This is a genomic window from Streptomyces sp. NPDC050619 (assembly GCF_040654815.1).
Lineage (GTDB): Bacteria > Actinomycetota > Actinomycetes > Streptomycetales > Streptomycetaceae > Streptomyces.
Genome location: NZ_JBFAIR010000013.1, coordinates 156,655 through 181,166, shown reverse-complemented (window position 1 = coordinate 181,166; position 24,512 = coordinate 156,655). Strand labels below are relative to the sequence as shown.

At 67.9% G+C, this 24,512-nt stretch carries 22 protein-coding genes and 2 pseudogenes; 13 read left to right on the top strand and 11 right to left on the bottom strand.

The window, feature by feature from the left end:
- Positions 1 to 139: 139 nt before the first annotated feature.
- Positions 140 to 988 carry an SDR family NAD(P)-dependent oxidoreductase gene (locus AB0I77_RS22545; protein WP_363284440.1) on the bottom strand — a complete coding sequence of 283 codons (849 nt, stop codon included), beginning with the start codon at positions 986 to 988 and terminating at the stop codon, positions 140 to 142.
- Between the two features lie 81 nt (positions 989 to 1,069).
- Between AB0I77_RS22545 and AB0I77_RS22540 the strand changes: the two genes are divergently transcribed.
- The gene (locus tag AB0I77_RS22540) at positions 1,070 to 1,630 is read left to right on the top strand and encodes a TetR family transcriptional regulator (RefSeq protein ID WP_363284439.1); all 561 of its coding nucleotides are present in this window, start codon (positions 1,070 to 1,072) and stop codon (positions 1,628 to 1,630) included.
- Positions 1,631 to 1,740: 110 nt separating this feature from the next.
- Here AB0I77_RS22540 and AB0I77_RS22535 read toward each other — a convergent pair whose 3' ends face one another.
- The gene (locus AB0I77_RS22535) at positions 1,741 to 2,163 is read right to left on the bottom strand and encodes a hypothetical protein (RefSeq protein ID WP_363284438.1); all 423 of its coding nucleotides are present in this window, start codon (positions 2,161 to 2,163) and stop codon (positions 1,741 to 1,743) included.
- Positions 2,160 to 2,912: a hypothetical protein gene (locus AB0I77_RS22530; RefSeq protein WP_363284437.1), complete on the bottom strand. Its 753-nt coding sequence runs from the start codon at positions 2,910 to 2,912 to the stop codon at positions 2,160 to 2,162. Before AB0I77_RS22530 ends, AB0I77_RS22535 begins: the two co-directional genes overlap by 4 nt.
- 120 nt (positions 2,913 to 3,032) lie before the next feature.
- Between AB0I77_RS22530 and AB0I77_RS22525 the strand changes: the two genes are divergently transcribed.
- Positions 3,033 to 3,410 carry a hypothetical protein gene (locus AB0I77_RS22525; protein ID WP_363284436.1) on the top strand — a complete coding sequence of 126 codons (378 nt, stop codon included), beginning with the start codon at positions 3,033 to 3,035 and terminating at the stop codon, positions 3,408 to 3,410.
- On the opposite strand, the gene AB0I77_RS22520 is transcribed toward AB0I77_RS22525, so the two are convergent.
- The 6 genes from AB0I77_RS22520 to AB0I77_RS22495 form a co-directional block, all read right to left on the bottom strand.
- Complete coding sequence (locus tag AB0I77_RS22520) at positions 3,391 to 3,858, bottom strand: hypothetical protein (protein WP_363284435.1); 468 nt, start codon at positions 3,856 to 3,858, stop codon at positions 3,391 to 3,393. The genes AB0I77_RS22525 and AB0I77_RS22520 overlap by 20 nt on opposite strands.
- Positions 3,855 to 6,059: a site-specific integrase gene (locus tag AB0I77_RS22515; RefSeq protein WP_363284434.1), complete on the bottom strand. Its 2,205-nt coding sequence runs from the start codon at positions 6,057 to 6,059 to the stop codon at positions 3,855 to 3,857. The genes AB0I77_RS22520 and AB0I77_RS22515 overlap by 4 nt, the downstream gene beginning before the upstream one ends.
- The gene (locus tag AB0I77_RS22510; RefSeq protein ID WP_363284433.1) at positions 6,056 to 7,771 is read right to left on the bottom strand and encodes a hypothetical protein; all 1,716 of its coding nucleotides are present in this window, start codon (positions 7,769 to 7,771) and stop codon (positions 6,056 to 6,058) included. Before AB0I77_RS22510 ends, AB0I77_RS22515 begins: the two co-directional genes overlap by 4 nt.
- On the bottom strand, positions 7,771 to 9,243 hold the full coding sequence (locus AB0I77_RS22505; protein ID WP_363284432.1) for a site-specific integrase: 1,473 nt from the start codon (positions 9,241 to 9,243) through the stop codon (positions 7,771 to 7,773). The genes AB0I77_RS22510 and AB0I77_RS22505 overlap by 1 nt, the downstream gene beginning before the upstream one ends.
- A 90-nt stretch (positions 9,244 to 9,333) precedes the next feature.
- Positions 9,334 to 9,876 (bottom strand): hypothetical protein, encoded by a 543-nt coding sequence (locus AB0I77_RS22500; protein ID WP_363284431.1) that lies wholly within the window; start codon positions 9,874 to 9,876, stop codon positions 9,334 to 9,336.
- Positions 9,866 to 10,585 carry a site-specific integrase gene (locus AB0I77_RS22495; RefSeq protein WP_363284430.1) on the bottom strand — a complete coding sequence of 240 codons (720 nt, stop codon included), beginning with the start codon at positions 10,583 to 10,585 and terminating at the stop codon, positions 9,866 to 9,868. Before AB0I77_RS22495 ends, AB0I77_RS22500 begins: the two co-directional genes overlap by 11 nt.
- A gap of 760 nt (positions 10,586 to 11,345) precedes the next feature.
- Between AB0I77_RS22495 and AB0I77_RS22490 the strand changes: the two are divergent.
- The 3 genes and pseudogenes from AB0I77_RS22490 to AB0I77_RS22480 form a co-directional block, all read left to right on the top strand.
- A pseudogene (locus tag AB0I77_RS22490) lies at positions 11,346 to 11,438 on the top strand (IS6 family transposase); the annotation flags it as partial.
- 1 nt (position 11,439) lies between these two features.
- Positions 11,440 to 11,727: pseudogene (locus tag AB0I77_RS22485) on the top strand (transposase family protein); the annotation flags it as partial.
- A gap of 590 nt (positions 11,728 to 12,317) precedes the next feature.
- A complete protein-coding gene (locus AB0I77_RS22480; RefSeq protein WP_363284429.1) occupies positions 12,318 to 12,869 on the top strand; it encodes an NUDIX hydrolase in 552 nt (183 codons plus the stop codon).
- On the opposite strand, the gene AB0I77_RS22475 is transcribed toward AB0I77_RS22480, so the two are convergent.
- On the bottom strand, positions 12,858 to 14,138 hold the full coding sequence (locus AB0I77_RS22475; RefSeq protein WP_363284428.1) for an MFS transporter: 1,281 nt from the start codon (positions 14,136 to 14,138) through the stop codon (positions 12,858 to 12,860). The two genes, AB0I77_RS22480 and AB0I77_RS22475, sit on opposite strands and share 12 nt — an antisense overlap.
- Positions 14,135 to 15,457 carry a hypothetical protein gene (locus tag AB0I77_RS22470; RefSeq protein WP_363284427.1) on the bottom strand — a complete coding sequence of 441 codons (1,323 nt, stop codon included), beginning with the start codon at positions 15,455 to 15,457 and terminating at the stop codon, positions 14,135 to 14,137. The genes AB0I77_RS22475 and AB0I77_RS22470 overlap by 4 nt, the downstream gene beginning before the upstream one ends.
- A gap of 460 nt (positions 15,458 to 15,917) precedes the next feature.
- On the opposite strand from AB0I77_RS22470, the gene AB0I77_RS22465 reads away from it, so the two are divergent.
- Genes AB0I77_RS22465 through AB0I77_RS22430 form a run of 8 tightly spaced genes read left to right on the top strand, consistent with a single transcriptional unit; the run spans position 15,918 to position 24,486 of the window.
- The gene (locus tag AB0I77_RS22465) at positions 15,918 to 16,901 is read left to right on the top strand and encodes a TauD/TfdA family dioxygenase (RefSeq protein WP_363284426.1); all 984 of its coding nucleotides are present in this window, start codon (positions 15,918 to 15,920) and stop codon (positions 16,899 to 16,901) included.
- A 51-nt stretch (positions 16,902 to 16,952) separates the two neighbouring features.
- A complete protein-coding gene (locus AB0I77_RS22460) occupies positions 16,953 to 17,747 on the top strand; it encodes a class I SAM-dependent methyltransferase (protein ID WP_363284425.1) in 795 nt (264 codons plus the stop codon).
- Complete coding sequence (locus tag AB0I77_RS22455; RefSeq protein ID WP_363284424.1) at positions 17,744 to 20,134, top strand: PEP/pyruvate-binding domain-containing protein; 2,391 nt, start codon at positions 17,744 to 17,746, stop codon at positions 20,132 to 20,134. Before AB0I77_RS22460 ends, AB0I77_RS22455 begins: the two co-directional genes overlap by 4 nt.
- Positions 20,131 to 20,730 carry a gamma-glutamyl-gamma-aminobutyrate hydrolase family protein gene (locus tag AB0I77_RS22450; RefSeq protein WP_363284423.1) on the top strand — a complete coding sequence of 200 codons (600 nt, stop codon included), beginning with the start codon at positions 20,131 to 20,133 and terminating at the stop codon, positions 20,728 to 20,730. The genes AB0I77_RS22455 and AB0I77_RS22450 overlap by 4 nt, the downstream gene beginning before the upstream one ends.
- On the top strand, positions 20,730 to 21,485 hold the full coding sequence (locus AB0I77_RS22445) for a phosphocholine cytidylyltransferase family protein (RefSeq protein WP_363284422.1): 756 nt from the start codon (positions 20,730 to 20,732) through the stop codon (positions 21,483 to 21,485). The genes AB0I77_RS22450 and AB0I77_RS22445 overlap by 1 nt, the downstream gene beginning before the upstream one ends.
- 12 nt (positions 21,486 to 21,497) lie before the next feature.
- Positions 21,498 to 22,016 (top strand): adenylyl-sulfate kinase, encoded by a 519-nt coding sequence (locus tag AB0I77_RS22440; RefSeq protein ID WP_363284421.1) that lies wholly within the window; start codon positions 21,498 to 21,500, stop codon positions 22,014 to 22,016.
- Entirely contained in the window at positions 22,013 to 23,251 is a 1,239-nt protein-coding gene (locus tag AB0I77_RS22435) for a hypothetical protein (protein ID WP_363284420.1), read from the top strand. The genes AB0I77_RS22440 and AB0I77_RS22435 overlap by 4 nt, the downstream gene beginning before the upstream one ends.
- Entirely contained in the window at positions 23,248 to 24,486 is a 1,239-nt protein-coding gene (locus AB0I77_RS22430; RefSeq protein WP_363284419.1) for an ATP-grasp domain-containing protein, read from the top strand. Before AB0I77_RS22435 ends, AB0I77_RS22430 begins: the two co-directional genes overlap by 4 nt.
- Positions 24,487 to 24,512 lie beyond the last annotated feature (26 nt).

Sequence of the window (24,512 nt, the reverse complement as noted above, 5' to 3'; positions counted from 1 at the left end):
CATCGAAGGCACCATCTCAACTGGCTTTTGGCAACGATGACCCCACGTTCCAGACGAGGCAGCGTTCCGTGAAACGGCGTAGCCGTCCGGACGCGCGCTCACAACCGAGTGGCATGCGAACGGCGGCCTGGGTCCTTCGTCATTGGTTGCTGCTCAGGCTGAGCATGGTCTCCGTGTGCGCCCACAGCCTCTGGGCGAGTTCGGGGTTGCGGGCCTGCTTCGAGGTCCGGGAGTCGGCCTTCATCTTGTTGAAGTACTGGCCGTTGATGCTGTGCGGGTCGGCGATGGTGGCGAGGTGCACGAGTGGCGCTGCGCCCTCTTCGTTGTCGATCATCAGCATGCGGCCGAGACGGGTGTTGTACATCAGATGAGTGATGCCTGCTGCGCCCCTGCCCAGGCTGGAATTTACGACCCCGGGGTGGAACGCGGCGGCAGTGATCCCGGTCTGCGGCGTGCGCCGGCCGAGTTCCCTGGTGAAGAGCAGGTCGGCGAGCTTGGAGTCGGCGTAGGCGGTGGAGGTTGAGTAGCTGCGTTTGTCGAAGGAAAGGTCGTCGAGCCGGATCCGGCCGTTCCAGTGGGCCACGCTGCTGGTGACGATGGTGTGGGTTCGGGACGCGCTGAGCCGCTCGTGCAGCAGCGACTGCAACAGGAAGGGGGCGAGGTAGTTGATCTGCAGCGACGTCTCATGCCCGTCCTCGGTGATGCGCCGCTCGGGAACCATGGCGCCGGCGTTGTGGGCCAGCACGTCAATGGTGGGGCACCGTTCGAGCAGTCGCTCGGCGAGGGAGTGGACCTCGGCCAGCCGCGTGTAGTCCGCGGTCAGCGGCTCGACCCCGAGTTCCTCGGCGATGGCGGCGGTCGTCTCCTTCGACGCCCCGACGGGCACCACGGTGGCTCCCTGCCGGACGAGCTGCCGTGCCGCCTCGGCGCCGATCCCGGAACTCGCTCCGGTGATCACAACGGTCCTGCCGGTCATGTTCCGGTTCATCTGCTTGCCTCCGCGTAGGTCCGCGCATGCTGGGTCACCCCGCAGCATACAAACAAAATAGTTCGTATGTATCCTGGGGTCATGAGGAGATCAGCCGAGGACGCGAAGGCCCGCATTCTGCAGGCCGCGCAAGCCGAATTCGCCCTGCACGGCGTGACGGGGGCCCGCATCGACCGCATCGCGCGGGAGGCGGGAGCCAGCAAGGAGCGCCTCTACGCGTACTTCGGCGACAAGCAGCGCCTGTTCGACGAGGTGATCCGCGCCGCCATGGAGCACGTCTACAACGCGGTGCGTATCGAGGGAGACGACCTGATCGCCTATACCGGCCATCTGGTGGAGCACTTCTTCCGGCATCCCGATGATCTGAGGATGCTGAGCTGGACCCGGCTGGAGGAGCAGTGCGAGAGGGCGCTCACCCTTGATGCCGTCACCGCGCACCACGCGGAGAAGGCGGCCGTGGTGCGCCAGGCACAGGAGGCAGGGCTGGTCGACCCTGTCTGGGATCCCGACGAGCTCCTGCAGCTCATCCTGGTCATCGCCACCTACTGGGCCAGCGCCTCCGGCAGCAGCGCTGAGTCCCCAGCCCGCTACCGGGGCGTGGCCGAAGAGGCCGTCCGTCGCCTCATCGAGCCGAAACGGTGATGTGACCGCAAGACTGCGGCGCCCGACGCAGTGGCCGCCGCAGGGGGCGAACTCGCCGTCACCGCAAGCCACGTAGCCCGCGAACACGGCTTGGAGCAATCGTTGACGACTCAGTGCCTCCCGTCTGGGTGCGGCTGGGTCGGCAGAGCCCGGACCGGTGCGTCGGGCTGGGACAGCGCGTGGAGCAGCTGCCGGTTGTGCGCGGTCAGTTGGTTGACCACGCGGACGAGGTGGTCGACGTCGGTGCGCAGCTGGGCGAGTTCGGTGGCGTCCTTGGCGCGGAGTTCCTTCAGTTTGACGATCTGCTGTCTCAGGCGGATCTCGGAGTCCGGCGTCTGTCCGCAGGCCCTTACCTGCGTGTAGAAGTCGTTCTTGAGGTCGAGGTGGCGCTGGGTGAGGGCGTTGCGGGGTACGCCGGCTTCCTGGGCGAGGGCGACGATTGTCAGCGCGCCGGTGGAGTGCTGGGCGGTTCCGTGCAGGATGCGGTCCATGGCCGCGCGGATGCGGTCGCGTTCATCGGGTGCGGGGCTCATGCGGTGCCGTCCTGGAGGGTGGTGCGGGTGCGGTGGTGGGCGTCGGCGAGGTCGCGCAGCCGGGTGGCGTTGTCGCGCAGGCGCTCGCCGAGCGGGCCGGGGACGTGAGCTGCCTGCTGGTCGAGCGCGGTGGCGCGGCGGCGGAGGCCGGTGGCGTGCTGATCGGTGCGGGCGATGTTCGCGCAGGCGGGGACGCACTGGTCGAGGCTGGGGGTGTCCTTGAGGTCGCGGTGGCACAGGGCTTTGTCGCGTTTGTAGACGCACATCAGCAGTGTGTGGGGATTGTCGTGGACGGCCAGGTGGGGGTTGGCGAGGATCTGGCGGGCCTGCCGTGCGGTGATGACGGTGCCGGTGTACTGGGGTGCGGTGGCGGCGGCCCTGATGGCCCGGCGGGCGGCGGGCCCGGAGATGCCGGCGCCGTCCTCGAGAGCGGCGTTCAGGTCGGCGACGGTGTCGATGGTGGCGCGGGCCGTCTCGACGTCGAGGAGGTCGTGGATGCCGTCCCGGCTGCGCGCGGCGTATCCGGCCGCTACGGACGTGCGTAGATGGCCGTACTGAATGGCGAGCGCGACCAGGCCGCCGGGGCGGCGGGCGATGTGCCAGGCCAGGCTCCGGCTTGTGTCCGCAGAGGCCGTGTGCGGATGGACCCGTGTGGTGATTGAGCTGGCCGTCTGCGGACGCGGCGTTCGCGACGCCGACCACCGGCTGTGTTGCATTGCACCGATGCCGCTGTGAGGCAGATCACTCATCGTGCGAGGTGTCCCCTCCCTGCCGTTGACGCGCGGCGGGCTGCATAGGCTGGCCTGATGCGGGGGCGAGTGCGAGAGCGATGGAGTGGTCAACCACCGTGGGCGAGATGGGCCCTCGCGGTGTACTTGATCGGTTTCCTGGAGGGGGCCGGTGCCCATTGCCTGGATCTGATCCGGGGCGGCATCCATGCCTATGCATCCTTCGCTCCGGTCCCGCTGCAGGTGTTCTTCGTCAGCTTGGTGGTCCTCGATCCGCTGGTCGTCGTCCTCGTGGGGCTTGTGCGTCCCAAGGGCGTCCGGTTGGCGAGCGGTGTGATGGTGATGGACTTCATCGCGAACTGGATCGTCAACTGGCCGCAGTTGCAAGAGGATCCTGCGTGGCTGCTGCGTCCGGTCGGGCTGCTGCCGATCACGCTGTTCGGCCTGTTCGTCGTCGCGTCCTCGGCTCCCTTGCTTCGGGCCATGACTAGGCCGCATCTCAGCTGCACGACCCGATGACCGTCGCTGACGATCGGGCTGCGGGAAGTCGCGTGACACGGCTCGCGGCAGCCGTGGTCCGACGCAGGTGGACGATCTCTTCGTGCTGGGCGGCGAGCCGGGCCAGGGCCTGATCACGGAAGTCGGCGAGCTCGTCGATCGACTGCTCCGAATTCGCCAGCCGCTCCTTGAGCTTGGTGACCTCCGCCTTGAGCCGGGCGATCTGGGCCTCGCGGGGATCGGGTATCTCGCCGGCATCTTGCAGTGCCTGGAGGCGCCGTTCGAACTCGGTGCGGAGGTGAGCGTAGGGGCGGGTGCCGTAGAAGGCGGTGCGGTCGACGCCCGCTTCGCGGGCGAGGGTCTTGATGTCGCATTTTCCGCCGGGCGGGATCTCGCCGCGCAGGAGCCGGTCCATGGCGGCCCGGATGCGGTTCTCGTTCTCGGTGCGCTGAGCTGCGGAGATTCTCATGCGGGCTCCTCGTCCATGGTGGCGCTGGCGGCGTCGATTTCGGCGACGACCCGGAGGGCGCGGTCGTAGTCGGCCTGGAGTCGGGTGCGTTCGGTCTTGCGGGTCGTGCCGAGTTGGCCGATGAAGATCTTTGTTCTGTCGGCGTGCTCGGCCCAGACGGGGCGGTGGCCGGGGTGGTGGGTGGCCTGCGGGCAGCGGGCGGAGTCACACATCCCGATCAGCGGACGGTCCGCGGTGGGGGTGCCCGCGAGTTTGAGGCAGAGCGCCCGGGAAGGGTCGGTGAACCAGCAATAGTTCGCCGGTCCGAGGTGCAGGACGCTGGCGCGTTTGGTCAAGAGGTTGAGGACGTCGCGGTCGTTGCGTTGGGCTTTGGGGGCCGCGGCCGAGGCCGCATCGAGCTGGTCATCGATGCTGGCGAAGAACTCGGTGAGGCTGCGGGCGCCGGGACCGGCGGGCAGAACGCCCTGCTGGTAGTTTCGGAACTCCTCCAGTACCAGCTGGAGATTGCGCTCGCTCTCGTGCTTGTTGACCTCGGCCAACAGCTCGGCCTGGGCTCCGCCAGGGCGCGAGGCGTAGCCTTCCGTTGTGGCCACGGCGATATGTTTCATGTGGATCTTGGTGGCCAGGACGCCGCCGGGCCGGTAGGCCATTTCCAGGGACAAAGTGCGCCGCAGCATCCGCAGGTTGACGGGTCCCCCGGGGATTGGTGCCAGGCCAAGGCGCCTTCCGGCCTCGGAGTTGGCCCAGTTCTTGAACCACTTGAAGCGGACGTTGAAGGAGAACCTGCCGATCAGCAGGGCCCCTTCTGCCGGGGCGTCGTGCAGTTGCTCGAGGAGTTCGATCGCTCGATAGACCGGCTCGATGACGACCCACTCGTCGTCGGTGCCGCCCAGCGGCTGCCCTTTGACGATCTTGCTGGCGATCCGGTAGCGGGTCAGGCCCGGGACGGACTCTTCGGGCGGTCGTCGGCAGCCGATGCGCAACTCCATCAGCTCACTCGCACGCATGCCTGAGATAGCGGCAGCGGTGATGATCGCGGCGGTGCGGACGATGCCGACCAGGGCGACGGCCTGGAGCCGGGACAACGGCAGGGTCCAGGGCAGTGACGTTGTTCCGTCGGCCGCGGGGACCAGGTCGACATCGCGGCCGAACGGTCTCTCGACGCCGACCTGCGCGAGGGCGTCTTCCAGTGCCGGCCTCATAGTGGGCAGCCATGGATGGCAGAACTGGCTCAGCCCGGCCCGGCGGGCGAGGGTGCCCATGGCCACCAGGAGAAGGGGGTCGTCCTCAGCCCACCCCTTGTCGAGGCGCTTCGCGACGTAATGGTCCTCCAGCATGGGCAGGGCTGTGCACGTTCGCGTGTACTCGGCGAGGATTTCGCTGAGCTCCCGGACCGGGACGCGGTTCTTGGGCCCGACCCGCCGGAGTCCTTGTGCTCGTCGGGCCGAGTGGCGGTCGGATTCACGGATCTTGTGTGCCAGGTCGACGGCGTGCGGGCCCAGTGTGGACATCAGGTAGAGGGCGGCCGCGAGCATCGGCTGCATGATCTCGTCCGTGACCGGTTGGGTCTTGTTCTCGTCTCGGCCGCTGGGCATCTCTGCGACGGCGGAGGCGGTGGCGCCGCCCCAGGGCCGCAGCTCGGCGGGGACGCGGTCGGCGGTGAACAGGTCGCGGTAGTTCACCAGGTCGACGACGACCAGGGCGGCGGATCTCCTGGTCGCGTGGCTGTTCTCGCCGAGCACGGCTCCGTCCTCGTCGAGCACGTAGCGGCGGTGAGCCAGGTATGCCTCACAGTCCCGGGTGGTGATCTGCTGCAGGCTGCTGGTCGCCCGTTCGCTCAGCCAGTTGAAGAAGCGGACGAGTTCGTCGAGACGGCTGCGGCAACTGGTGACGTGGAGCGGGTTGCGGAACGCGCGGGGCAACGGGGCGACCGTCTGGTGGCGTGGTGCGAGCATCGCCAGGACCAGTTCCTTGGCCACCAGTCGCCAACGCGAGTCTGTGATCAGGGTGAAGTCGAAGCGCCTCACCGAGGGGCTCAACTGGGTCGGCAAGCCGATGACGTGGGTGAAGTCCCAGATGTCATCCTCGAACGCGGGGCGAGCGGCGTTGTCCGGAAGGGTCAGACCGGCTTCGTCGCAGATATCGGCGCCTGCAAAGACGGCGGAGCGTCCGTCGAAGGCGAGGGCGAGAGCCGTGCTCATGCGCTCATCTCCTCAGGTCGCAGGGGAAGTTCGTCATCCTGGTCGGTGACTTGGGCTGCGGCCGAGGTGACCACGGCCGGATCGAAGCGGTCCAGGACCTGCTGGATGCGGGCGGCATAGGGGCCGAAGACCGCCATGAAGTGGGCGGCGGGCATCTGCTGCCACTGCCGGGAGAAGAACGCCTTCAGCCGCAGCAGGCTGACCGCATGCCGTGGCGCGAACACCGCCAGGGGACACAACAGGCAAACCCAGGGGCGGGCCGGGCAGGGCTTGCCCTTCGGGCCATGTAGTCCGGACAGCTGATCGCCGCAGGCAGCGGTGAACACATCCCGCTGTCCGCCGACGAGTTCGGCGATCACCTCGTCGTCCAGGGCAAGGTCCGCCACCAGCTGCGGATAGCCCTCGGCCAGAGCGGCGGCCTCGTCCTCGGTGATCACCGTCGGTGGATGCGACCTGCGCAGCAGGTCATGCTGGGCGTCTTCGATCACGGCCTCGACAGCACGTTGCTGGGCGGGGGTTGCGGCCGTCAGATAGTGGTCGCCTTCGACGGCGGGGGTGTGGTTCGGGTCGATGGTGGCCCGGCCGCTGCCGTTCCACGCGCTCTTGTCCCGCATCGCCTCGTGCGTGGTGCGGATCCGGGACCGGTGGATCTTCAAGAGCTGTCCGTCGTCCCCGACCAGCTGGTGCCGCAAGACCCACCGCTGAATGGCGACGCGGTCGAACTTCCTCACCCGGCGGTCACCGCCGGCCCGGCTCAGCCCCAACCACAGTTTGCGGCCCTCGTCCGGCGAAACGAAGCTCCGCAGCAGCGTGGAGTGGGCCAGCCACTGCTCCAGCAGGCGCACGGCCCTGCGCGGCAGATTCAGGCTCTCGGCCGCGGTGCGGCCCTTGACGTAAGAGAGCAGGATCGTGGAGTCCCCAGCCCAGTCGACATCCTGCGTGACCAGGTCCTCGATGCCGTCCGGCACGATCCCGGAGTAGATACCGAACAACAGCCGGTAGGCGATGAGCACTTCCAGATGAGGGAACAGGGCCTGCGTCGCGTCGTGGAAACCGCCGCGGCGGTGGACCACAGCGGCCGACATGCCGACGTTGCGGCCGAACTCGGAGATGCTCACCGGCCCGACGGTGGCCAGCAGCCAGCGAAGATTCTGGGGAGTCCATCCGCCCTCGGCGGGATGCTGTCCGTGAGCAACAGCGGTCAGGGCCTGCCGGTGGGCCGCGTACGACTCCTCGACGAGCCGTCGACAGAGGTCGCCCAGCCGCTGCCACTCATTCTCCGAGTAGGGAGGCAGGGCGTGGTGGTTGGGCTGAACGTTGAAATTCCGTCCGGCCGCGAGCTCCAGCACGCCGTCCGCCAACGAACCGCCGGCCTGACCGAACGCCTCGACCATCGCGCGGGTGCACGCCTCCCGGCCGCCCGAGCATCCCATCAAATACTCGGCCAGCCTGCCTCGTCTGAGCTGGTCAAGGCCACCGATGAAGCCCTGCGCAGCCAGGGTCCGCACCATGCCCCGAATCGCCTGGACGTAATGGTTGACTGTGCCCGCGGAATCCGCAGTGCCGTGCGGGTGGATCACATCCACCAGGCCGGTGGCCAACTGCCGCGCCAGCAACGGGTTCGGCAAGCCGTCCAGCGAGAACGCCGCACGGCTTCCATCGCTGAACACGCAGGTGATTCCCAGAGGTTGGTCGTTCAGCATGGTCGGCATCAGAGAGCCCCGTCCTCGACGTCGTCGTCGAACTCGGCGGCGACTTCCCGATCGGCGCCCGCATCGTCGGTCAGCCCGGCCGCGGCGCCGGCCCCCTCATATGCCTCCCGGAAGATGCGCGTCGTGTCCAAGCGCCGGAGATATTTTTCCGTGGTGAGGACGGTGGAATGCCCTAGAAGATCACGAAGCACCAGCAGTGGGTCAGCCTTGCTCAGGTAGAAGACCAGAGCGGCGTCGGCATCGGTGTCCCGCACGAGCTTCGCGGCCTGCCGGTAGTGCCCGGTGACCAGGTATTCGAGGGTCCTCATGGAGAAGGTGTGACGGCATCGGTGGGGCCAGACGTGCGGGAACCGGGGCTCGAAGCGGGCCCGGATCCGGTCGGATGTGCGCTCGAAGACCGTGGCCCAGGCAGTGAATGGGCCGCCGCCGTTCTTCACCGCGAGCAGGCATGATCCGCCCTCCGGGGCGACCAGGCGACGCCGCTCGGCCGGAGTCAGTGACTCCCAGGGGCGTCGGACCCCGTTGATCAGTCCTCCCCGGGCGTCCGGCTCGCTCACCAGCAGCGGTTCACCCCACCGCCGTGGCGGCCGCCAGAGCGAGCCGTCCGTCGTGGCGGCCCGATCCAGCTCGACATAATCGTGCAGCCCGGCCAGGGCCTCGTAAGAGGTCCACGTGGTGCGGAACTTCTTGCCCTTGGTGATTCCGGCCGGCACCGGGAACGGGATGGGAACCGCGGTCGGCTCCGGCGGCAGGGCGGGGATCTCCCAGGGCAGCAGGTAGGTGAACTCCTGCAGCCGCATCCCGGTGGCCAGCGCGTGATCCCCGACCGCCGCGTTGCGGGTCAGCTCCCGCCCGTGGAAACCGGTGTCCTGCGAGCCGTCCGGGGCGAGCCCGCGCAGCCCTTTGTGGAACAGCTCGGCGAAGTCCGGCTCCAGGTACTTGATCGTCACGTGCGGCTTGGGGGTGCGGCGGACCGCCAGGTTCACCTTCACCTCCCGGCCGGTCCCGGCGAACAGGGCCCGCGCGGCGCGGTAGGTGAACGGCTCGGCCGTCGCGTACTCCTCGTGCATCGCCCACCGGTAGAACAGCGACAGGATGCTCATGTGCTGGCCCCACGTCGTCGCCGCGAACCGGGCCTTCAACGGACCCGCCGCCCGATGCTCGGCGTACCGGCTCAACGCATCCTTCAGCCGTACCCGCGAGTCGAACAGCTCCACCCCGTGCTCGGCCAGGAACTCCATCCATTCCTTGACCACCCGTGCGTAGTTTTCCCACGAGCTCGGCGCCGGCGCCCCGCTCGCCGGGAGCTCGCGCAGCCACCGGTTCACCACTGCCGTCGGACGCGGCGCGGCCGGGCCGTCCTCGAAGCACAGGTCGTCGTCGATGAGCACGGGCATCCCCTCGGGGATCAGTGGCCGATGCTCGACGTCCCAGGACTGCCAGCCCCGGGACGAGAAGAAGTTCAGGATCATGAGTGGCGACAGTAGAAACACCACACGCCTCAGCGCAAAGCCCAAACCGCCAGGTCGTCGCCCCAGTTGGAGTCAATCGCCACACGGAAACTAAGCGGAGACAATGTGCCGACAGGAATGCGGCGTCGCATACGGCGCCCGGCTGCGATGCGGGTCCAGCCGATGCTCCCGGTCTGGATCCAGCACCGCCCGGCACCGCTGGTTCGCCGCCGTGAAGACGTTGTTCCACGAATGCGGCTGGAACGGCAGCCCCATCTCGTTCAGCCACAGCCACAACGGCTCCACTCCCGCCGGGCCCTCGGTGTACCACGTCATCCGTTCATCCGCGGTCGCCTCCGTCAGTGCTATGCGGCCCATCACACCCTGGCGGTCGCGCCAGTACACCGCCGGCTTCGGTCCCCGGCTCAACCGGGTGACCACCCGCATGTCCCGCACGCCGTCGTACCGACCTCGGGCCTGGGCCGTGCGGATGGCGTCGGCGCGCGAGGACTCGACGTAGCTCTCGATATCGCCCACGACATGAGCCTCGACGTAGTAGGTACGGGCCTTCTTGGAGCGCGTAACGGCCGCCGCGAGGCGCCCCGTGTAGTAACGGCCGCCTTCCAGGCGCAGTGACGGCACCTCAAACGTCAACAGCGAAGCGCCTTCCAGCCGCCGCACCCCCGAAGAGGTCCAACAAGCGGACAAACGCAACGTTGCGGCTCTCCAGCCGGCCCACCCAGTCCGGCGAGGGCAGCCCGTCAGCGCCGTAGCCGCGCAGTCCGACGTCCACCCATAGTCGGAACCTACGAGGTGTCAGCCAGTGGACGTTGCTGCCCCGGGCGTCCTTCGCCTTCCCGTCCGGCACCTCGACGACCTGCCCGTGCCGACCCATCACCCCGTGCACCGGCACCGGATTGCGCGGCAGAAACTCGGTGCACGGTTTCGTCGCCCACGTGTACAGGTTCACCAGCGCGGCCAGTTCACGGTTCCACTTGTTCCCGCCCACCCGCACCGGGTTCTCGGTCGACAACCGGCGCCAGAACTGGAAGTCGTCGACATCCGACTCCACCGCCTGCGTCCAGACCTTTCCGCGCTGCCACAGGAAGTTGAGGAACAGGCAGATGTCCGTGATGTAGTTCCGCTTCGTCTCCCTGGTGTATCTGCAGAACTGGCTACTGCGCGTGTACAGGCTGAGGAGTTCGTCGATGCGGTAGTCCGGCGCCAGCAGAATCGGGTCGCCCGGACGGATGCCGGTCGACGCCTCGCGCTCCGCCAGGTCCGTCCAGCCCGCCAGAACAGGTACGCGCGGTGAGGTGATCGGCGCCGGCTTGGGGACCCAGAACACACGCCACTTGCTCATCGCGCCACCCTGTCAGATCGGCTTCAACACGCCGATTCAATAGGGATGGTCCGGCAGTGAGCTCATCCTCACCGGCAAGGGTAAGACGCAGTCGTCGACGGCAAGACGCGGTGCCCGGCCGATGCGGAGGAGTAGGGCTGACAGACGGCTGCCGCCTCTCACACATTTCTCACGGACTGTAGGAGAGGCGGCAGCCGAGAGGCGTCTGACCTGGTCTTTCCTTGCGCCCAGTGGAACTGATGGACTCCACGGATGCCCCGTAAGCTAGGGGCGGACTCTAGTGATCAAGCCGAATGCCCAGGTCGGAGGGTCTTTATTGCTCCCTGTGGGGGCTCGTGTCTCACATTCCTGTCACCGTTTGACGGCTCTATGGCGGGAGCGTTGTCGCCGTTGCGTTCGGCAACTAGCCAGTGGTCCTCCCCATGGCCACCCTGATCTGCGAGTCTGTCGCGACTCGCCGCGGTAGGAGCGTCCGTCAATGGGTGTGGGCGGCCCGGCTGGAATGCCTGAGCCTTGACAGCCCCGTTGCTGCATGGCGGTCGTCGGCGATCGGGTGGGTGTCCCCGATCATGAGAGCCCTACCGTGCCCCCGGTGGGAGTACGACGAGCGCCGGCAGACGACGCCGGAGACGGATGGGTCGAGTACAGGCGCTGTCACGTTGGCTGAGCGAGTGGGTTGATCTCCGAGTTGATCACGGTGGAAGGGGATCGTCCGTGGGGAGCGCGTCGGCGTCGTACAGGGGGCACCAGTACCCGGGTCGAGGTGATCTCCCACTGCGTGTGGCTGTACTTCCGGTTCCCGCTCAGCTTCCGTGAGGTCGCGGAGCTGATGCTCGAGCGCGGCGTGATCGTGCGAGCACGGCATCGTCGACGCGCTCGCCGAGGCAGGCGCCAACTGCTGGGCGGACAAGGGGTGTCACATTGCCGGAGGCACGGTCCGTGTTCCCTACCGAGGCAGGTGGGAGACGCTCTCCGCAGGTCAGCAGGCAGTCAACCGGTCCCACGCGAGGCCTCGTGCCCTCGTCGAGCAAGCCATCGCCATCCTCAAGTCCTGGCGACTCCTCCGCAAGCTCCGCTTCTCGACCACCCGGATCACGAGCCTCGTCCAGGCCGGCCTCAGCCTGCATCTGGCCAGCTCAGACCGAGGATGGAAAGGGTTCCGTATCTCCATCTTTGGTGTGTGGGGGACATTTTCGTGGGTTCGGCCTTCCCGCAAGCAGCCGGAGGAGCCGAAACGGCCCGTCGGAGAAATTCCGCGGACCGTCATGCCCGACGGAGGCCAATGGACGACAGGGCGTCATTCCCCGGGCGAGCACTGCCATTGCCTACATCAGTGATGCTTGCGCACGGATCGCGCCCCAGCGGGCTGTGAACTCACCGATTAGAAGCAGTCGAACAAGGTCATCGGCGCGATCCGGGCTCTGGCCGAGAAGGCCAACGCCGACCTTCAAAGTCCTGCGCCGCGTCAGCCTGGCACCCCAGCGCATCGGCGAAATTGTCGCCGCAGCTCTCGCCCTGTTTTACCGAGAAAGGCCGCCGGGCATGACCCGTCACGCACAGCAACGAGATGTTGCCGTCAACACTCAGCGTCCCTGCTTGTGGCCCTCCCCCGTGCTCGCCGCCACGCAGCGCGCAGTATCGGTTACGTCCGGCAGTAATGTGATTCCGTGACCTTCGGACGGTGTTCCGATATTCGACTGAGTATAGTGGGCGGTCTACTTGGAGGTTTTCCGTGCACTATGTCGGTCAGGAACATGGCTGGGTTCTGCTGGAGCGTGAGTATCCCTACTCCTATCGCCTGGGGCGGGTCAGAAGGGACCGTCTGCGCATTTCCGGAAACACTGAACGGACGATCTCCGTCATCGAGAACCTTGGAGCCGTTTATGTGGTTCCGGTCACCGAGGAAGGTGATATCGTACTGATTCAGCAGTACCGCTACGCCGTAGATGAATGGGTCTGGGAGATCCCTGCGGGGGGGCTTTTCGATCATGAAGGGGATCCCGCCGACCTCGCCGTCCAGGAGTTGCGTGAGGAAATAGGCGGCGAGGCCGACAGGATCGATTCCGTCGGGTGGTTCTACGACAGTGTTCCCGTCTCGACGTCGAAGTGCCATGTGTTCCTGGCCCGTGGCGTTCGGCTGCTCCACGAACCGAACCGCGGGGCAACCGAACTCATCGAGATGAGGACGTTCAGCCCGGCGGAGGCCATGGACATGGCGCTCTCGGGGGCGATGACGGACGGGCGGTCCGCTCTCGCCCTGCTGCGCTGCGCGTCACTTCTTTGACGGCAGCTCCGGCGACGGCACGGCAGACTCGACGTTCCTGAGCCCGGAACGCGAGGCGACGCAGCCGGCGGCCAGCATCGCCAATCCGGCGGCCGCGAACAGCGGACGAGGACCGTCCAGCCATTCGGCTGCGATGCCGGCCAGACCCGCGCCAAGCGGGTTAGTCGCCAGGCTCACTACCCGGGCTGCACCGGTGACCCGGCCGAGCAGCTCCCGAGGGGTGATGCGCTGCCTGAGCGAGCGCATCACCACGCTCGCGCAAGTCGAGGCCGCCGCGAGCACGAAGTTGGCCGCGCACAGGGTCCACAGAGAAGTGACGACGGTCATGGCGAGGACGGCGCACGCGACTCCGTACACGGCCAGAACGACGAGGCGCGCTTCGCGGCACTTGCGGTTAGCGGCGGGCGCCACGAGCACACCGGCGATGCCGCCGACTCCGGCCGCCGCGACGGCGATTCCGGTCTGACCGACCGTCAGTCCGAGGATGTCACGGCTGAAGAAGACCATGAGCGTCTCGACCCCGAGGGTGAAGTTGACGGCGGCCTGGAGTGCGGTGAGCGTGGCCAGCGTGCGGTCGGCCCGGATGAATGCGAGGCCCGCGCGGATGTCGCGCAGCAGTCCGCGCAGGAGCGCCGGCGCGTCGCCGCCCGAGGCGTTACGCCGCGCAGGCCGCAGGCCGGGCAGCGTGATCAGCGAGACGAGGAATGTCGCGGTGTTGACCAGCAGCGCGCCCTGGAGGCCCACCAGCGCAGTGAGTGCGCCGATCACGGCGGGGCCGAGCACCAGGGAGAGCTGGGAGGCCGACTCCAGGAACGAGTTGGTGCGCAACAGCTTCTCGGGGGGCACACAGTCCTTGACCGTGACGCTCAGGGCGCACTCGAAGAAGGCCCCGGCGGCCGAGGCGAGAAAGGCGAGAAGCAGCACGGAGCGTACGTCTGCGGTGCCAGCAGCCGCCGTCGCCGTGATGAGACCGAAGGCTCCTAGCCGCACGCAGTCCGCGAGGAACATGACACGGCGCGGGTCAATCCGGTCGACGACCGCGCCGGCGACGAAGCCCACGAGTAGATAGCCCACGGTGCGCGGAGCCGCCGCGAGCGCCGCCGCGAGTGCGCTGTGCGTGAGCTCGAGGATCAGCAAGGGCACGGCGAGCAGGGCGAAGCCGTCGCCGAGTACAGACAGGGCCTGCCCGCCGAGGAAGATGCGAGTCCCCGTGAGCGAGGCCTGCCGGGACGGCGTCGCTTCGTGTGTACGACGCGAGGCGATGCTCATGCCGACACCGGATCCGGGGCGGCATAAGCGGCGGCGGGCATAGCGGAACGCACCCGGACGGAGCGGCTGAACCATGCCGCCAGGTCTCGTAGGCGCTCCTCGGCCACCTGCTCGTCCGGCCCGGCGACCAGGGCTACACCGGCCTTGGCGAAGGAGGAGGAGCTGACGTCGGGCATGACATCGCCGAGAGCGACCCCGAGCCGTACTTCGCGGACCCCTGGCCTGGCCCGTACGTCGTCCTCGGAGGGCAGGGACTCGACGGTTCCGGCGGCCGCCGGCAGGTTGACGAAGCCGATCGCTTCCGGCGCCGTGGCGGCGGGGCGGCCAGGTGCCGTACGGAGCACGGCACGTGCCCACTCGTCGGCGAGGCTCACGCCGAACTTCTCACTCATGGCCTCGCGCACCATGCCTCCGCCCGAGCGGCCGGCGCACTCGCTGAAGGTCAGGCGGTCTTCGTCGAGGAAGGCCTCGAGGTGGAAGATGCCGTCGCGGTGCCCCAGGGCTCGAAGGGCGGCTTCGACATGTCGGTGCGCGGTCTGGTAAAGCGATGGGTGGCGTTCGGGGGCGAGGGTCACCGATCCCACGAGGCCGCCGGAGCGTATGGACAGGATGTTCTGCAGATAGCGCGAGACGCCGAGTGCGGTGAGCTCGCCGTCTCGTACGACTCCGTCCAGGTGCAGCTCGATGCCCGGGGTGAAGGACTCCACGAGCCAGGGGCCGGACGGCGGGGCGGCGGGGTCCTCGCCATCGGCGAGGTCGCGCAGGGTCGTCGCGTCCATGACCGCGTGGGTGTCGCGGGCCGCGGCTCCCGCCAGCGGCTTGACGACGAACGGCAACTGTATGGGAACGGCGTTCAGTTCACCCAGTGCGTCGATGACGTGGCAGCGTGCGGTGGCCAGCCCCGCGCGCACGATCAGCTTCTTCTGCACGTACTTGTCGCGCAGGGCGATCGCGGTGTCGACGGACATGGAAGGGACACCGAGAGCGGCCGCGACAGCCGCGGCGGTAACGACGGTGAATTCGTCCTCGCTGGCGACCGTGGTGACTCGCTCGCCGTCCAGACCCTGGCGTGCCAGGGCTGACAGGACCTGCTCCGCGTCGGAGGGGTTTGGTACGAGGAGCACGGCGTCGGTGTCTGGCGACATGCGGGCCGCCTTGTGGTGGGCGGGTTCGCAGACGCAGACGACATGTCCCCGCAGGCGGCGCAGCGCGGCGGCCGCGTGCGGTCGCCAGCCGACGAGGACGACCGTGGGGCGGCGCGGGGGGAGGGCGGCAGAGCCTGCGGCACCGCCGCGCCGGGGCGAAGTGTCTGATGTCATAAAGGGGCTCATTTCCGGGAGGTGCGGTCTCCCAGCGATACCGGATCGGGAATTTACGGGGGATGGAGAAGATTTTGCCTTCCTTGCGGCGTCCTATCCGCCGGTGAAATTACCCGGACCGTATCAGGCTCTGGCGCGCACGCTATTCACAGCTCACGTCGATTGGGGCGGGAGCCAGTTCGCTGATTTGCTGACAAAGATCACATTGCATCGGCAATATCACTATTCTTCCGTCTTGTCGGTTTTTTGGGGCTATGACGTCGATTGGGTGGACATGTTTCGTGTGAACGCACAAGTGAGAAGGGGTGAATGCTTGGTTGACATGGGCCTTCCTACTGATCAATGATCGTTTTGGCGCAGGGTCGACTGCCGACATGTGCCGTTGGCCGGGCCACTGTCGTCCCGAGCGCCTCACTTCCCTTATTACTTTTTTACCCACCGAAAGGGGGGTCCCATTCTCATGTCGAAAAACAGTCAGACCCTGAAGTTTCAGGAGAACCGAGAGCAGCTCGCCGCGCTTTCGTGGACCCGGCAGGACGCGCAGAGCGACAATTCCTGGCGCGTGGAAGTCAGTGCCGAGGTGAAAAAGGAGTTCCAGGAGCTCGTTGCCTCCTTCGACCTCACGGACGCGGTACTCGACACCATTGAGGCGGACGATGTCGAGCTGCCGCTGCTGGCGGAGCTCGCGCAGCGGACCCGCCGGCAGATCCTGGGCCGATACGGCTTCGCGCATGTGGTCGGGCTCACCGAGAGCGGCTTCAGCGAGATCGAGACGCGTCTGTTCTACGTCCTGCTCTCCTTGCACATGGGCAAGATGATGACGACCTACGGCCGTCTGCACGACGTGAAGGACCGCGGCTACGACTTCCGCAGCGTGGACGTCTCGGTGTCCAAGACGCGCGTGGAGGCCCCGTTCCACACTGACAGCACCTCTCGCCGCATCTTCCCGAACGTCTTCGGACTGCTGTGCCTGCGCCCGGCCATGGAAGGCGGCCGCAGTCTGCTGGTCAGCGGCTGCCAGGCGTACAGCGAGATCGCCGACGAGACCCCCGAGCACCTACCGGCCCTGTTCAAGGACCACTACCGCAACACCGTCACGCCCGGCGACGAGAAGACGAGCATCTTCGACAATGCCTTCCCGGTGTACTCCTGGGGAACGTTCTCGCAGGGACCGACGCTGCGCTATATGCGGCACTGGATCGAGACGGGCTACGAGAAGGCGAGCGCCACGCTGACGGCCGGGGACGCCGCCGCCTTCGACCGCCTCGACGCGGTGCTCGAGAAGGACGAGAACGTCCTGGGCGTGGACCTCGACGCCGGCGAGATCCTCTTCTTCAACAACTGCACGGTCGCGCACAATCGCACCGCCTTCGTCGACTTCCCCGAAGATGACCGCAAGCGCCTGCTCGCCCGCGCCTGGCTCCAGGTTCCGGAACGGGACTGACCCCGGACCCGACACACCAGCACTTCAGAGCACTTCCGACAAGGGGAGACAATGCGCAAGGCCCTCAGGCGCGCAGAGACCAATGAATGTTACTGGGACCGGCGCTGGGAAGAGGCGGGCTCCGACGCCGCTGCCTTTACGGACCTGAGCATCTATCCGGTCAAGTACGCCCAGATGGTGATGACCGATGCCGAGGACCGGGCCCTGGAGCTCGGCTGCGGGCTCGGCCGCGTGGTCAAGCACTACCACCGCCAGAACTGGAACATCGCCGGCATCGAGCGCAGCGCCGTCGCCGTGGAGCGGATGCGCCAGGACGACCCCGGGCTCGACGTGTCCGTGGGAGACGCCACCGACCTTCCCCTGAAGGACGGCGAGATCGACGTCCTGATGGCCTTCGGTCTCTACCACAACATCGAGCACGAGCTCGACGAGGCGCTCGCCGAGTCTGCGCGCGTGATCGCGGACGGCGGCCGCTTCTGCATCACCATGCGCCCGGACAACGTCGAGATGCGTCTCAACGAGCGGTACTGGAAGTGGCACAACAGGCACCGCACGGGCCCCCTCCACTTCCATAAGTGGCTTGTGCGTGAGGGGGAGTTCATCGCCCTGCTGAAGAAGCACGGCCTGACCGTCACCTCTGTCTACCACGCGCGCAACATGTCGATCCTCTACCGTGTCCCCTGGCTGCGGGACCGCAGGACCTCCGACTCCCCCGAGAGCGTCCGGCGCGCGGCGGGATACCGCCTCAACCATGTCGGCAGGACCATCGACGGCTGGCTAATGCGTCACCGCCCCCAGGACTTCTGCAACGTAGTCGTCTTCATCGGCACCAAGGATAGGCCGTGACCGCTGCTCTTCCCGCCACCGAGCGGGACGTCGGAGTGCTGCCCCCGACCTGGCAGTTCGGCACGAAAGCGGAAACACTCGAGAGCCTCGCACCGTTGCTGTGCCATGGCCGCGTGCTGCCGATGCGCTACGTCACCGTCTCCCGCTGGCGCGCCGCCCCTGAGGACGTACTCGACGACGTACAAGGCCTGCCCTGGGGCGGCGGCTCGCTCATCGTCCGCAGCAGCACGCTGCACGAGGACGATCCAGAGAGCCAGCAGGCGGGCCGGTACGCGTCCGTTGCAGACGTGAGCGGACGCCAGTCGCTTGCCGCGGCGATCTCTGAGGTCATCGACTCGTACGCCGAGGACGGCTCCAACGACGACCTCGCACACCACCAGGTCCTGGTCCAGCCGATGGTCACCCCGGTCACGCTCAGCGGCGTCATGTTCACCTGCGACCCCAACACCGGCGCTCCGTACATAGTGATCAACTACGAGGAGAGCGGGGACTCGGCCGCCGTTACCAGCGGCTCCGACGTGCCGATGCGGACCTTTTACTGCTGGAAGTACGGCGAAGCGGCCAGCGGCGACCCCCGACTGCGGCGTCTGCTGCTACTGGCGAAGGAACTCGAGACGCTCACCGGCGAGGAATGCCTGGACGTCGAGTTCGCCTTCGACGGACAGGGGACCCTGTGCCTGCTCCAAGTGCGGCGACTGCCCGTGCAGTCGCTGGCTTCGAGGGAAGTCCAAGCCCAGCAGCGGCTGTTGCGTTCGTCAGTGCACAAGGTGGCCACCGCCGTGCCGCACCCGACCCTGCTGGGGCGGCGCGCGGTGTTCGGCATCATGCCGGACTGGAACCCCGCCGAGATCATCGGTGTCCGGCCCCGCCCGCTCGCGCTCAGCCTCTACCGGCGGCTGGTGACCGACCGGGTTTGGGCCGAGCAGCGCCATCGATATGGCTACCGCGACGTACGCGGCTGTCCCCTCATGATCGACTTCCAGGGCCTGCCGTACATCGACGTCAGGGCGAGTTTCAACTCCCTGGTCCCAGCTGACTTGGAAGACGCCCTCGCCGCCCGGCTCGTCGACTTCTACCTCGACCGGCTGGTGGCCAATCCAGCCCTGCACGACAAGGTCGAGTTCGACATCCTTCACTCCTGTTACACCCTCACCACCCCGGACCAGGTGCCACAGCGGCTGGGTGGCGGTTTCTCGCGGGACGAGCAGCACCGGCTCATCGACTCCCTGCGCGGTCTCACCAACGCCCTCCTGGACCCCGCCCATCCCGCCCGCCGCCAAGACCATGAGGCGATGGCGGCCCTCGAACGGCGCTGGGACACGGTCAAGCAGGCCGGCATCGAGCCCGTCGCCGAGGCACGCTGGCTGCTCGACGACTGCGCACGTCTGGGTACCCCCGCCTTCGCGGGCTTCGCCCGACTGGGCTTCATCGCCGTCGAGCTGCTGCGCTCTCTCGTCACCACCGAGGTCCTCGAACCACGGGACGCCGACCGGCTCATGGCGGGGCTCGACACGGTGACCCATCGCATGGCCCGTGACCTCGTGGAGCTGGTTCCTGGTCAATTTCTCCGCAAATACGGTCACTTGAGGCCAGGAACCTACGACATCCGCTCGCCACGCTACGACGAGGCAACCGACCTCTACTTCGACTGGGAGCGGCTGCGGCAGATGCCCGCTCCGGTGCCCGTCGCCCCCTTCGAGCCCACCGCGCGACAACTGAACGCGCTCGACCGAGTGGCAAGGGAGCACGGCCTCGAGGTCGGGGCACGCGAGTTGCTGGAGTTCATCACCAGTAGCATCGCGGCCCGCGAGAACTCCAAGTTCGTCTTCACACGGCATCTGAGCGAGGTGCTCTCCAGCATCCAGCAGCTCGGCCAGAAGGCGGGCCTTGACGTCGCTGCCTGCTCCTACCTCGATGTACGCGCCCTCGAGGAGCTCTACCAGGGGGCACGTTCACCGCACACGGTGCTGGCCGACTCGGCGCGCCATGGGCGCGAGGAGTACCGGCTCGCCCGGCAGTTGGTCATGCCGCCGCTGATCACGGGCCCTGACGACGTGCTGTCCTTCCACTACCCGCAGTCGGAGCCCAACTACATCACCCGCCAGTCGGTGACCGGCCCCATTGAGCAGGTTCGGCGCTTCGGCTCGCTGGACGGGAAGATCCTGCTGCTGCCCAGCGGCGACCCCGGATTCGACTGGATCTTCTCCCACCGGATCGCGGGCTTTGTCACGAAGTTCGGCGGAGCCAACTCCCATATGGCCATCCGGGCCCACCAGCTCGGAATCCCCGCGATCATCGGCGTGGGGGAAGGGCTGTACCAGCGGCTCGAACGTGCGGCCATCGTCAGGATTGACTGCGCCAACCGCCGGACGGACGTGCTGCGATGATCCCCGTCCTCGTCTCGCAGAACGTGGAGCACACGAGCCACGGGACGCGCTGCGACACGCTCGACCAGCGCTGGCACCTCTTCCTGCGAGTATGTGACCTGCTGCCCGTGCCCGTCCCCAACGACCCCCGCGCCGCCAAACGGCTGCTGGAGACGGTGCCTGCCGCAGGCCTGGTACTCACCGGCGGCAACGACCTCGGCGCGTACGGGGGAACCGCCCCGGAGCGGGACGCGGCGGAGCTCCTCCTGCTGCGCGAGTGCGTTGGGCACGCCATACCAGTCCTCGGGGTGTGCCGGGGCATGCAGCTCCTCCAGCACCACTTCCAAGTACCCCTGGTCCAGGTCTCCGGTCACGTCATCGCGCACCAGGTCGTCGAGGTGGGCGGGGCGCCCCGCGAGACCAACAGCTACCACCGCTGGGGCGCCACTGGGACGACCGGGGAGCTGGATGTGTGGGCCCGGACCCCGGACGGTGTGGTCAAGGCGGTACGCCACGACACCCAGCACCTGCTCGGCATCATGTGGCACCCCGAGCGGCTGACACCCTTCGCGGCCGAGGACATCGAATTGTTCCGACACCACTTCGAGGTGGCCTGATGCATGCCGTCATTCTCGCCGCCGGACGCGGCAGCCGCCTGGGCGCACTGACCGACGAGCGCCCCAAGTGCCTGGTCGAACTGGACGGCCGCAGCCTGCTGGACCGACAGCTGGACGTCCTGCGCCAGGCCGGAGCTACCGAGATCGCCGCGGTCACCGGCTACCGCGCCGACCAGGTGGCCGCGCACGTGCCTACGGCCTTCCAGGCACCGCGCTGGCACGAGACCAACATGGTGGTCTCCCTGACCGCCGCCCGCGACTGGCTCAGCTCCGCGGCCTGCCTGGTCGCCTACGGCGACATCTTCTACACCGCGGCGACAGCCGAGCGCCTGCTGCGCACCGAAGGCGACGAACTAGCCGTGGCCTACGACCCAGACTGGCTGCGCCTGTGGAGCCTTCGATTCGAGGACCCGCTCGACGACGCGGAGAGCTTCCGTATGACCCCCGACGGACGGCTCCTGGAGATCGGACGCACCCCGCACCGCGTCGAGGACGTCCAGGGGCAGTACATGGGGCTGCTCCGCTTCACGCCCCGCAGCTGGGCCGCCGTTGAGGACCACCTCGTGCGGCTGGATCCCCCTCGGCGCGACGCCCTCGACATGACCTCCCTGCTGCAGGCCCTCATCGAGACTGGTGAGACCGTCCGCGCCGTCGCCCGCACGGGGGAGTGGGGCGAGATCGATTCGCCCAGCGACCTCGCCGTGTACCAGGGGCGGCTGGCCGCTGTCGGGCAGCAGCATTCCGACCTAACGTAGGGACCCAGATCAGTGATCACGTGGCTGATAGGCATGTCCGGTGCCGGCAAGACGACCGTCGGCACCCGGCTCGCGGACCGGCTCAAGGAGCACCGCCCCCAGACCGTCTACCTCGACGGCGACATACTCCGGGACGTGTGGGGCGACGCGCCCGGACACGATGTCGCGGGCCGGGGAGTCAACGCCCGGCGGATATCCCACCTGTGTGCCATGCTCGACCGGCAGGGCATCGACGTCGTCGCGGCGGTGCTGTCGATCTTCCCCGAGTGGCAGGATTGGAACCGGCGGACCTTCTCCCAGTACGTCGAGGTCTTCCTCGACGTACCCATGGAGGTTCTGGAAGAGCGCGACACCAAGGGGCTGTACGCGGCAGCATGGGCCGGCCGCATCAACAACGTGGTCGGCGTCGACATCCCCTTCCCGCGCCCGCTCCACCCCGACCTTGTGCTCGACTCCTCGGGCGCCGCGGGCGACCCCGACCAACTGGTCCGCACGATCCTCGACCACCTCTCCGTGCGGGGCGGCGCGTGACCGCGCTCCTCGTGGGCTCCCTGGCCCTGCTCGCCTGGGCGGCGGTGGAGGCGGCCGCCTGGCTGCTGATCCGGTGGCACCGGCCGTTCTTCCCCTGGCTCATCACGCCGCGCGACGCCGCCCCCGACATCCCCGCCGATGTCGTGGCGGCCCACGCTGCCCGCTCCTTCGACGCCGAACTCGGCTGGTGTCGCCGCCCCGGCGAACAGGCCAACGAGACAACCGAACAGGGCACGGTCGGCTTCCGTATCGACGAGCGGGGACGGCGCGCCAACCCGGGATTCGAGGAACTGCCGCCCGCCGTCGCATGCTTCGGCGACTCGTTCACCTTCTGCCGTTTGGTCGACGACGACCGGACCTGGCCCCATCACCTGTCGCGGGAGACGGGCCGGGTGACGGCCAACTACGGCGTTGGAAACTACGGCCTCGACCAGGCCCTATTGCGCTTGGAGCGCGAACTGCCCGCGCTGGAGGCCGACACGGTCCTCATGGGCGTCGTCCCGGAGACCATCGCCCGTGTGCACTCAGCCTGGAAGCACTACTTCGAGTATGGCAACACCCTTGCCTTCAAACCCCGGTTCACCCTCGCCGCCGACGGCGCCCTGGTCCACCACCCGCCTGCCGTCACACGCCCCGAGGACTACGCGCACTATCGGATGCACCTCGACCGGATCCAGCGCCTCGATCCCTTCTACCGGCGCAAGTTCCGCCAAGACCTGCTACGCCTCCCCTACATGCCCCGCTTGGTGCGCCGCACCCGTCGGCATCTGCCGATCCTGTGGTATCTGAGCGTCCACCGGCTGCTGGGCCGTCCCGAGGCCGCGTTTCGCCGGGCCTTCCAGGTGGTCCTGCACGCCAACTCGCGTGTCGGCAACGCTCTTTACCGCGAAGAGGAGGCCACCCGGCTGCTGCGGGTCCTGGTGGAACGCTTCGCCCACGTCTGTCGCGACACGGGCAAGCGGCCGGTTCTCGTGGTGCTCCCGCAACCCACAGACCTCCCCGCCACGCGCAGTTCACGCGCACGCGACCGCTTCTTCGCCTCCCTTGCCGGGACACTTCCCGTCGTCGACCTCACCGCCGATTTCCGCGCCCATCCCGCCCCGTCGCTCCTGTACGTCCACGGGCGGCTCGGACCGCACGCGAGCGACGAGGGCAACCGCCTCATCGCGCGGGTGGTCGGCGCACACCTGGAACAGCTCGCCCCCGCCCCGCACGCCACCAAGGAGTTCCAGTGATCAGCGCCCCGGCGGTCGTCTTCCTCTACCGCGAGAGCAAGCCGCTGCACCGCGAGATCTTCCGCGACTTCGTCCGGGCGATCGCCGACTCCGGTCATCTGTCGGTCTGCGTGGCTCCCGAGGGCACCCCCCTTGACGGCGAGCGGATCGACCACTTCGAGCCGTACGCGACCGGGACCGGGCGGCGCGAGGCGATGGCCGACGCGGTCGTACGCGCCGTAGAACGCTTCGAGGTCGTCCGGCTCATCTCGACCACCGAGGACGACGTTATCGACGCCGCACGGATGCGGGAGCGCCACGCGATCCCCGGCACCGATACCGAGACAGCCATCCACTTTCGGGATAAGAACGCCATGGTCGCCCGTGCGGCCGAACTGGGCTTCCGCACCCCCCGGTCGTGCATACCCCACACGCGCGCCACCCTGGAGGCGTTTGCGAGCGGCGTCGGCTACCCGGTCGTGGTCAAGCCGTACGACGGCATCTCCTGCGGCCGCACCGCCAAATTGTCCTCCCCCGAGGAGCTGGCGGAGCTCTGGCCGCTCGTCCAACCGGACCGCCACGACATGCGGGCCGAACAGTACGTGGAGGGGCGCCAGTTCCACATCGACACCATCGTCCGGGACGGCCGGACCGTCTTCGAGGCAGTGGCGGCGTACGAAGTAACGCTGCTGGACCACTACCGGCACCGGTCCATCGGCAGCGTCGTGTCGGCGGCGCAGGACAGCCCGCTCGAACAGCGCCTGCTGGCGGCAACACGCAAGCTGATCACAGGACTCGGACTGCGTACCGGCATCGCGCACACCGAGTTCTTCGTCACCCCCCAGGGCGAGTTGGTCTTCGGCGAGAGCGGAGCGCGGATGGGCGGCGGCTACATCTTCCCGCTGTACCGCCAGGCCTTCGGACTGAGCCTGCCGTACATGTGGGTTCGCGCGGAACTCGACCCCGGGTACGCTCCTGCCCCCGACCGCCGGCGTGACGCGGCAGGGGACCTGCTATGGACGGACGCCACGGGTGTCGTTGAGGACATCACCGGCGAAAAGGAGTTGCTCGCCCTGCCCGACGTCCTGGAGGCCCAGGTCTGGAAGAGGACCGGGACGTGGATCGCCGCCCCGACGGAGGCCGGCGGGCAGGGGCTCGGCTTCACCGTAGTGGGCGGCGACTCGCCGGACGAGGCCCGCGCCAACGCTGCGGCCACGCTGCGCCGCTTCCAGGTGATGGCTGGCCCGGGGCGCTGAACCCGCCGCCCCGGCACGACCGCAAC

Excerpts from the sequence above, each read along its gene's own strand:
- AB0I77_RS22505 (WP_363284432.1), bottom strand. The coding sequence starts at position 9,243 with ATGATCCTGAACTTCTTCTCGTCCCGGGGCTGGCAGTCCTGGGACGTC.
- AB0I77_RS22530 (WP_363284437.1), bottom strand. The coding sequence starts at position 2,912 with ATGAGTGATCTGCCTCACAGCGGCATCGGTGCAATGCAACACAGCCGG.
- AB0I77_RS22460 (WP_363284425.1), top strand. The coding sequence starts at position 16,953 with ATGCGCAAGGCCCTCAGGCGCGCAGAGACCAATGAATGTTACTGGGAC.
- AB0I77_RS22445 (WP_363284422.1), top strand. The coding sequence starts at position 20,730 with ATGCATGCCGTCATTCTCGCCGCCGGACGCGGCAGCCGCCTGGGCGCA.
- AB0I77_RS22545 (WP_363284440.1), bottom strand. The coding sequence starts at position 988 with ATGAACCGGAACATGACCGGCAGGACCGTTGTGATCACCGGAGCGAGT.
- AB0I77_RS22495 (WP_363284430.1), bottom strand. The coding sequence starts at position 10,585 with ATGAGCAAGTGGCGTGTGTTCTGGGTCCCCAAGCCGGCGCCGATCACC.
- AB0I77_RS22450 (WP_363284423.1), top strand. The coding sequence starts at position 20,131 with ATGATCCCCGTCCTCGTCTCGCAGAACGTGGAGCACACGAGCCACGGG.
- AB0I77_RS22470 (WP_363284427.1), bottom strand. The coding sequence starts at position 15,457 with ATGACATCAGACACTTCGCCCCGGCGCGGCGGTGCCGCAGGCTCTGCC.
- AB0I77_RS22540 (WP_363284439.1), top strand. The coding sequence starts at position 1,070 with ATGAGGAGATCAGCCGAGGACGCGAAGGCCCGCATTCTGCAGGCCGCG.
- AB0I77_RS22520 (WP_363284435.1), bottom strand. The coding sequence starts at position 3,858 with ATGAGAATCTCCGCAGCTCAGCGCACCGAGAACGAGAACCGCATCCGG.
- AB0I77_RS22535 (WP_363284438.1), bottom strand. The coding sequence starts at position 2,163 with ATGAGCCCCGCACCCGATGAACGCGACCGCATCCGCGCGGCCATGGAC.
- AB0I77_RS22515 (WP_363284434.1), bottom strand. The coding sequence starts at position 6,059 with ATGAGCACGGCTCTCGCCCTCGCCTTCGACGGACGCTCCGCCGTCTTT.
- AB0I77_RS22475 (WP_363284428.1), bottom strand. The coding sequence starts at position 14,138 with ATGAGCATCGCCTCGCGTCGTACACACGAAGCGACGCCGTCCCGGCAG.
- AB0I77_RS22465 (WP_363284426.1), top strand. The coding sequence starts at position 15,918 with ATGTCGAAAAACAGTCAGACCCTGAAGTTTCAGGAGAACCGAGAGCAG.
- AB0I77_RS22510 (WP_363284433.1), bottom strand. The coding sequence starts at position 7,771 with ATGCCGACCATGCTGAACGACCAACCTCTGGGAATCACCTGCGTGTTC.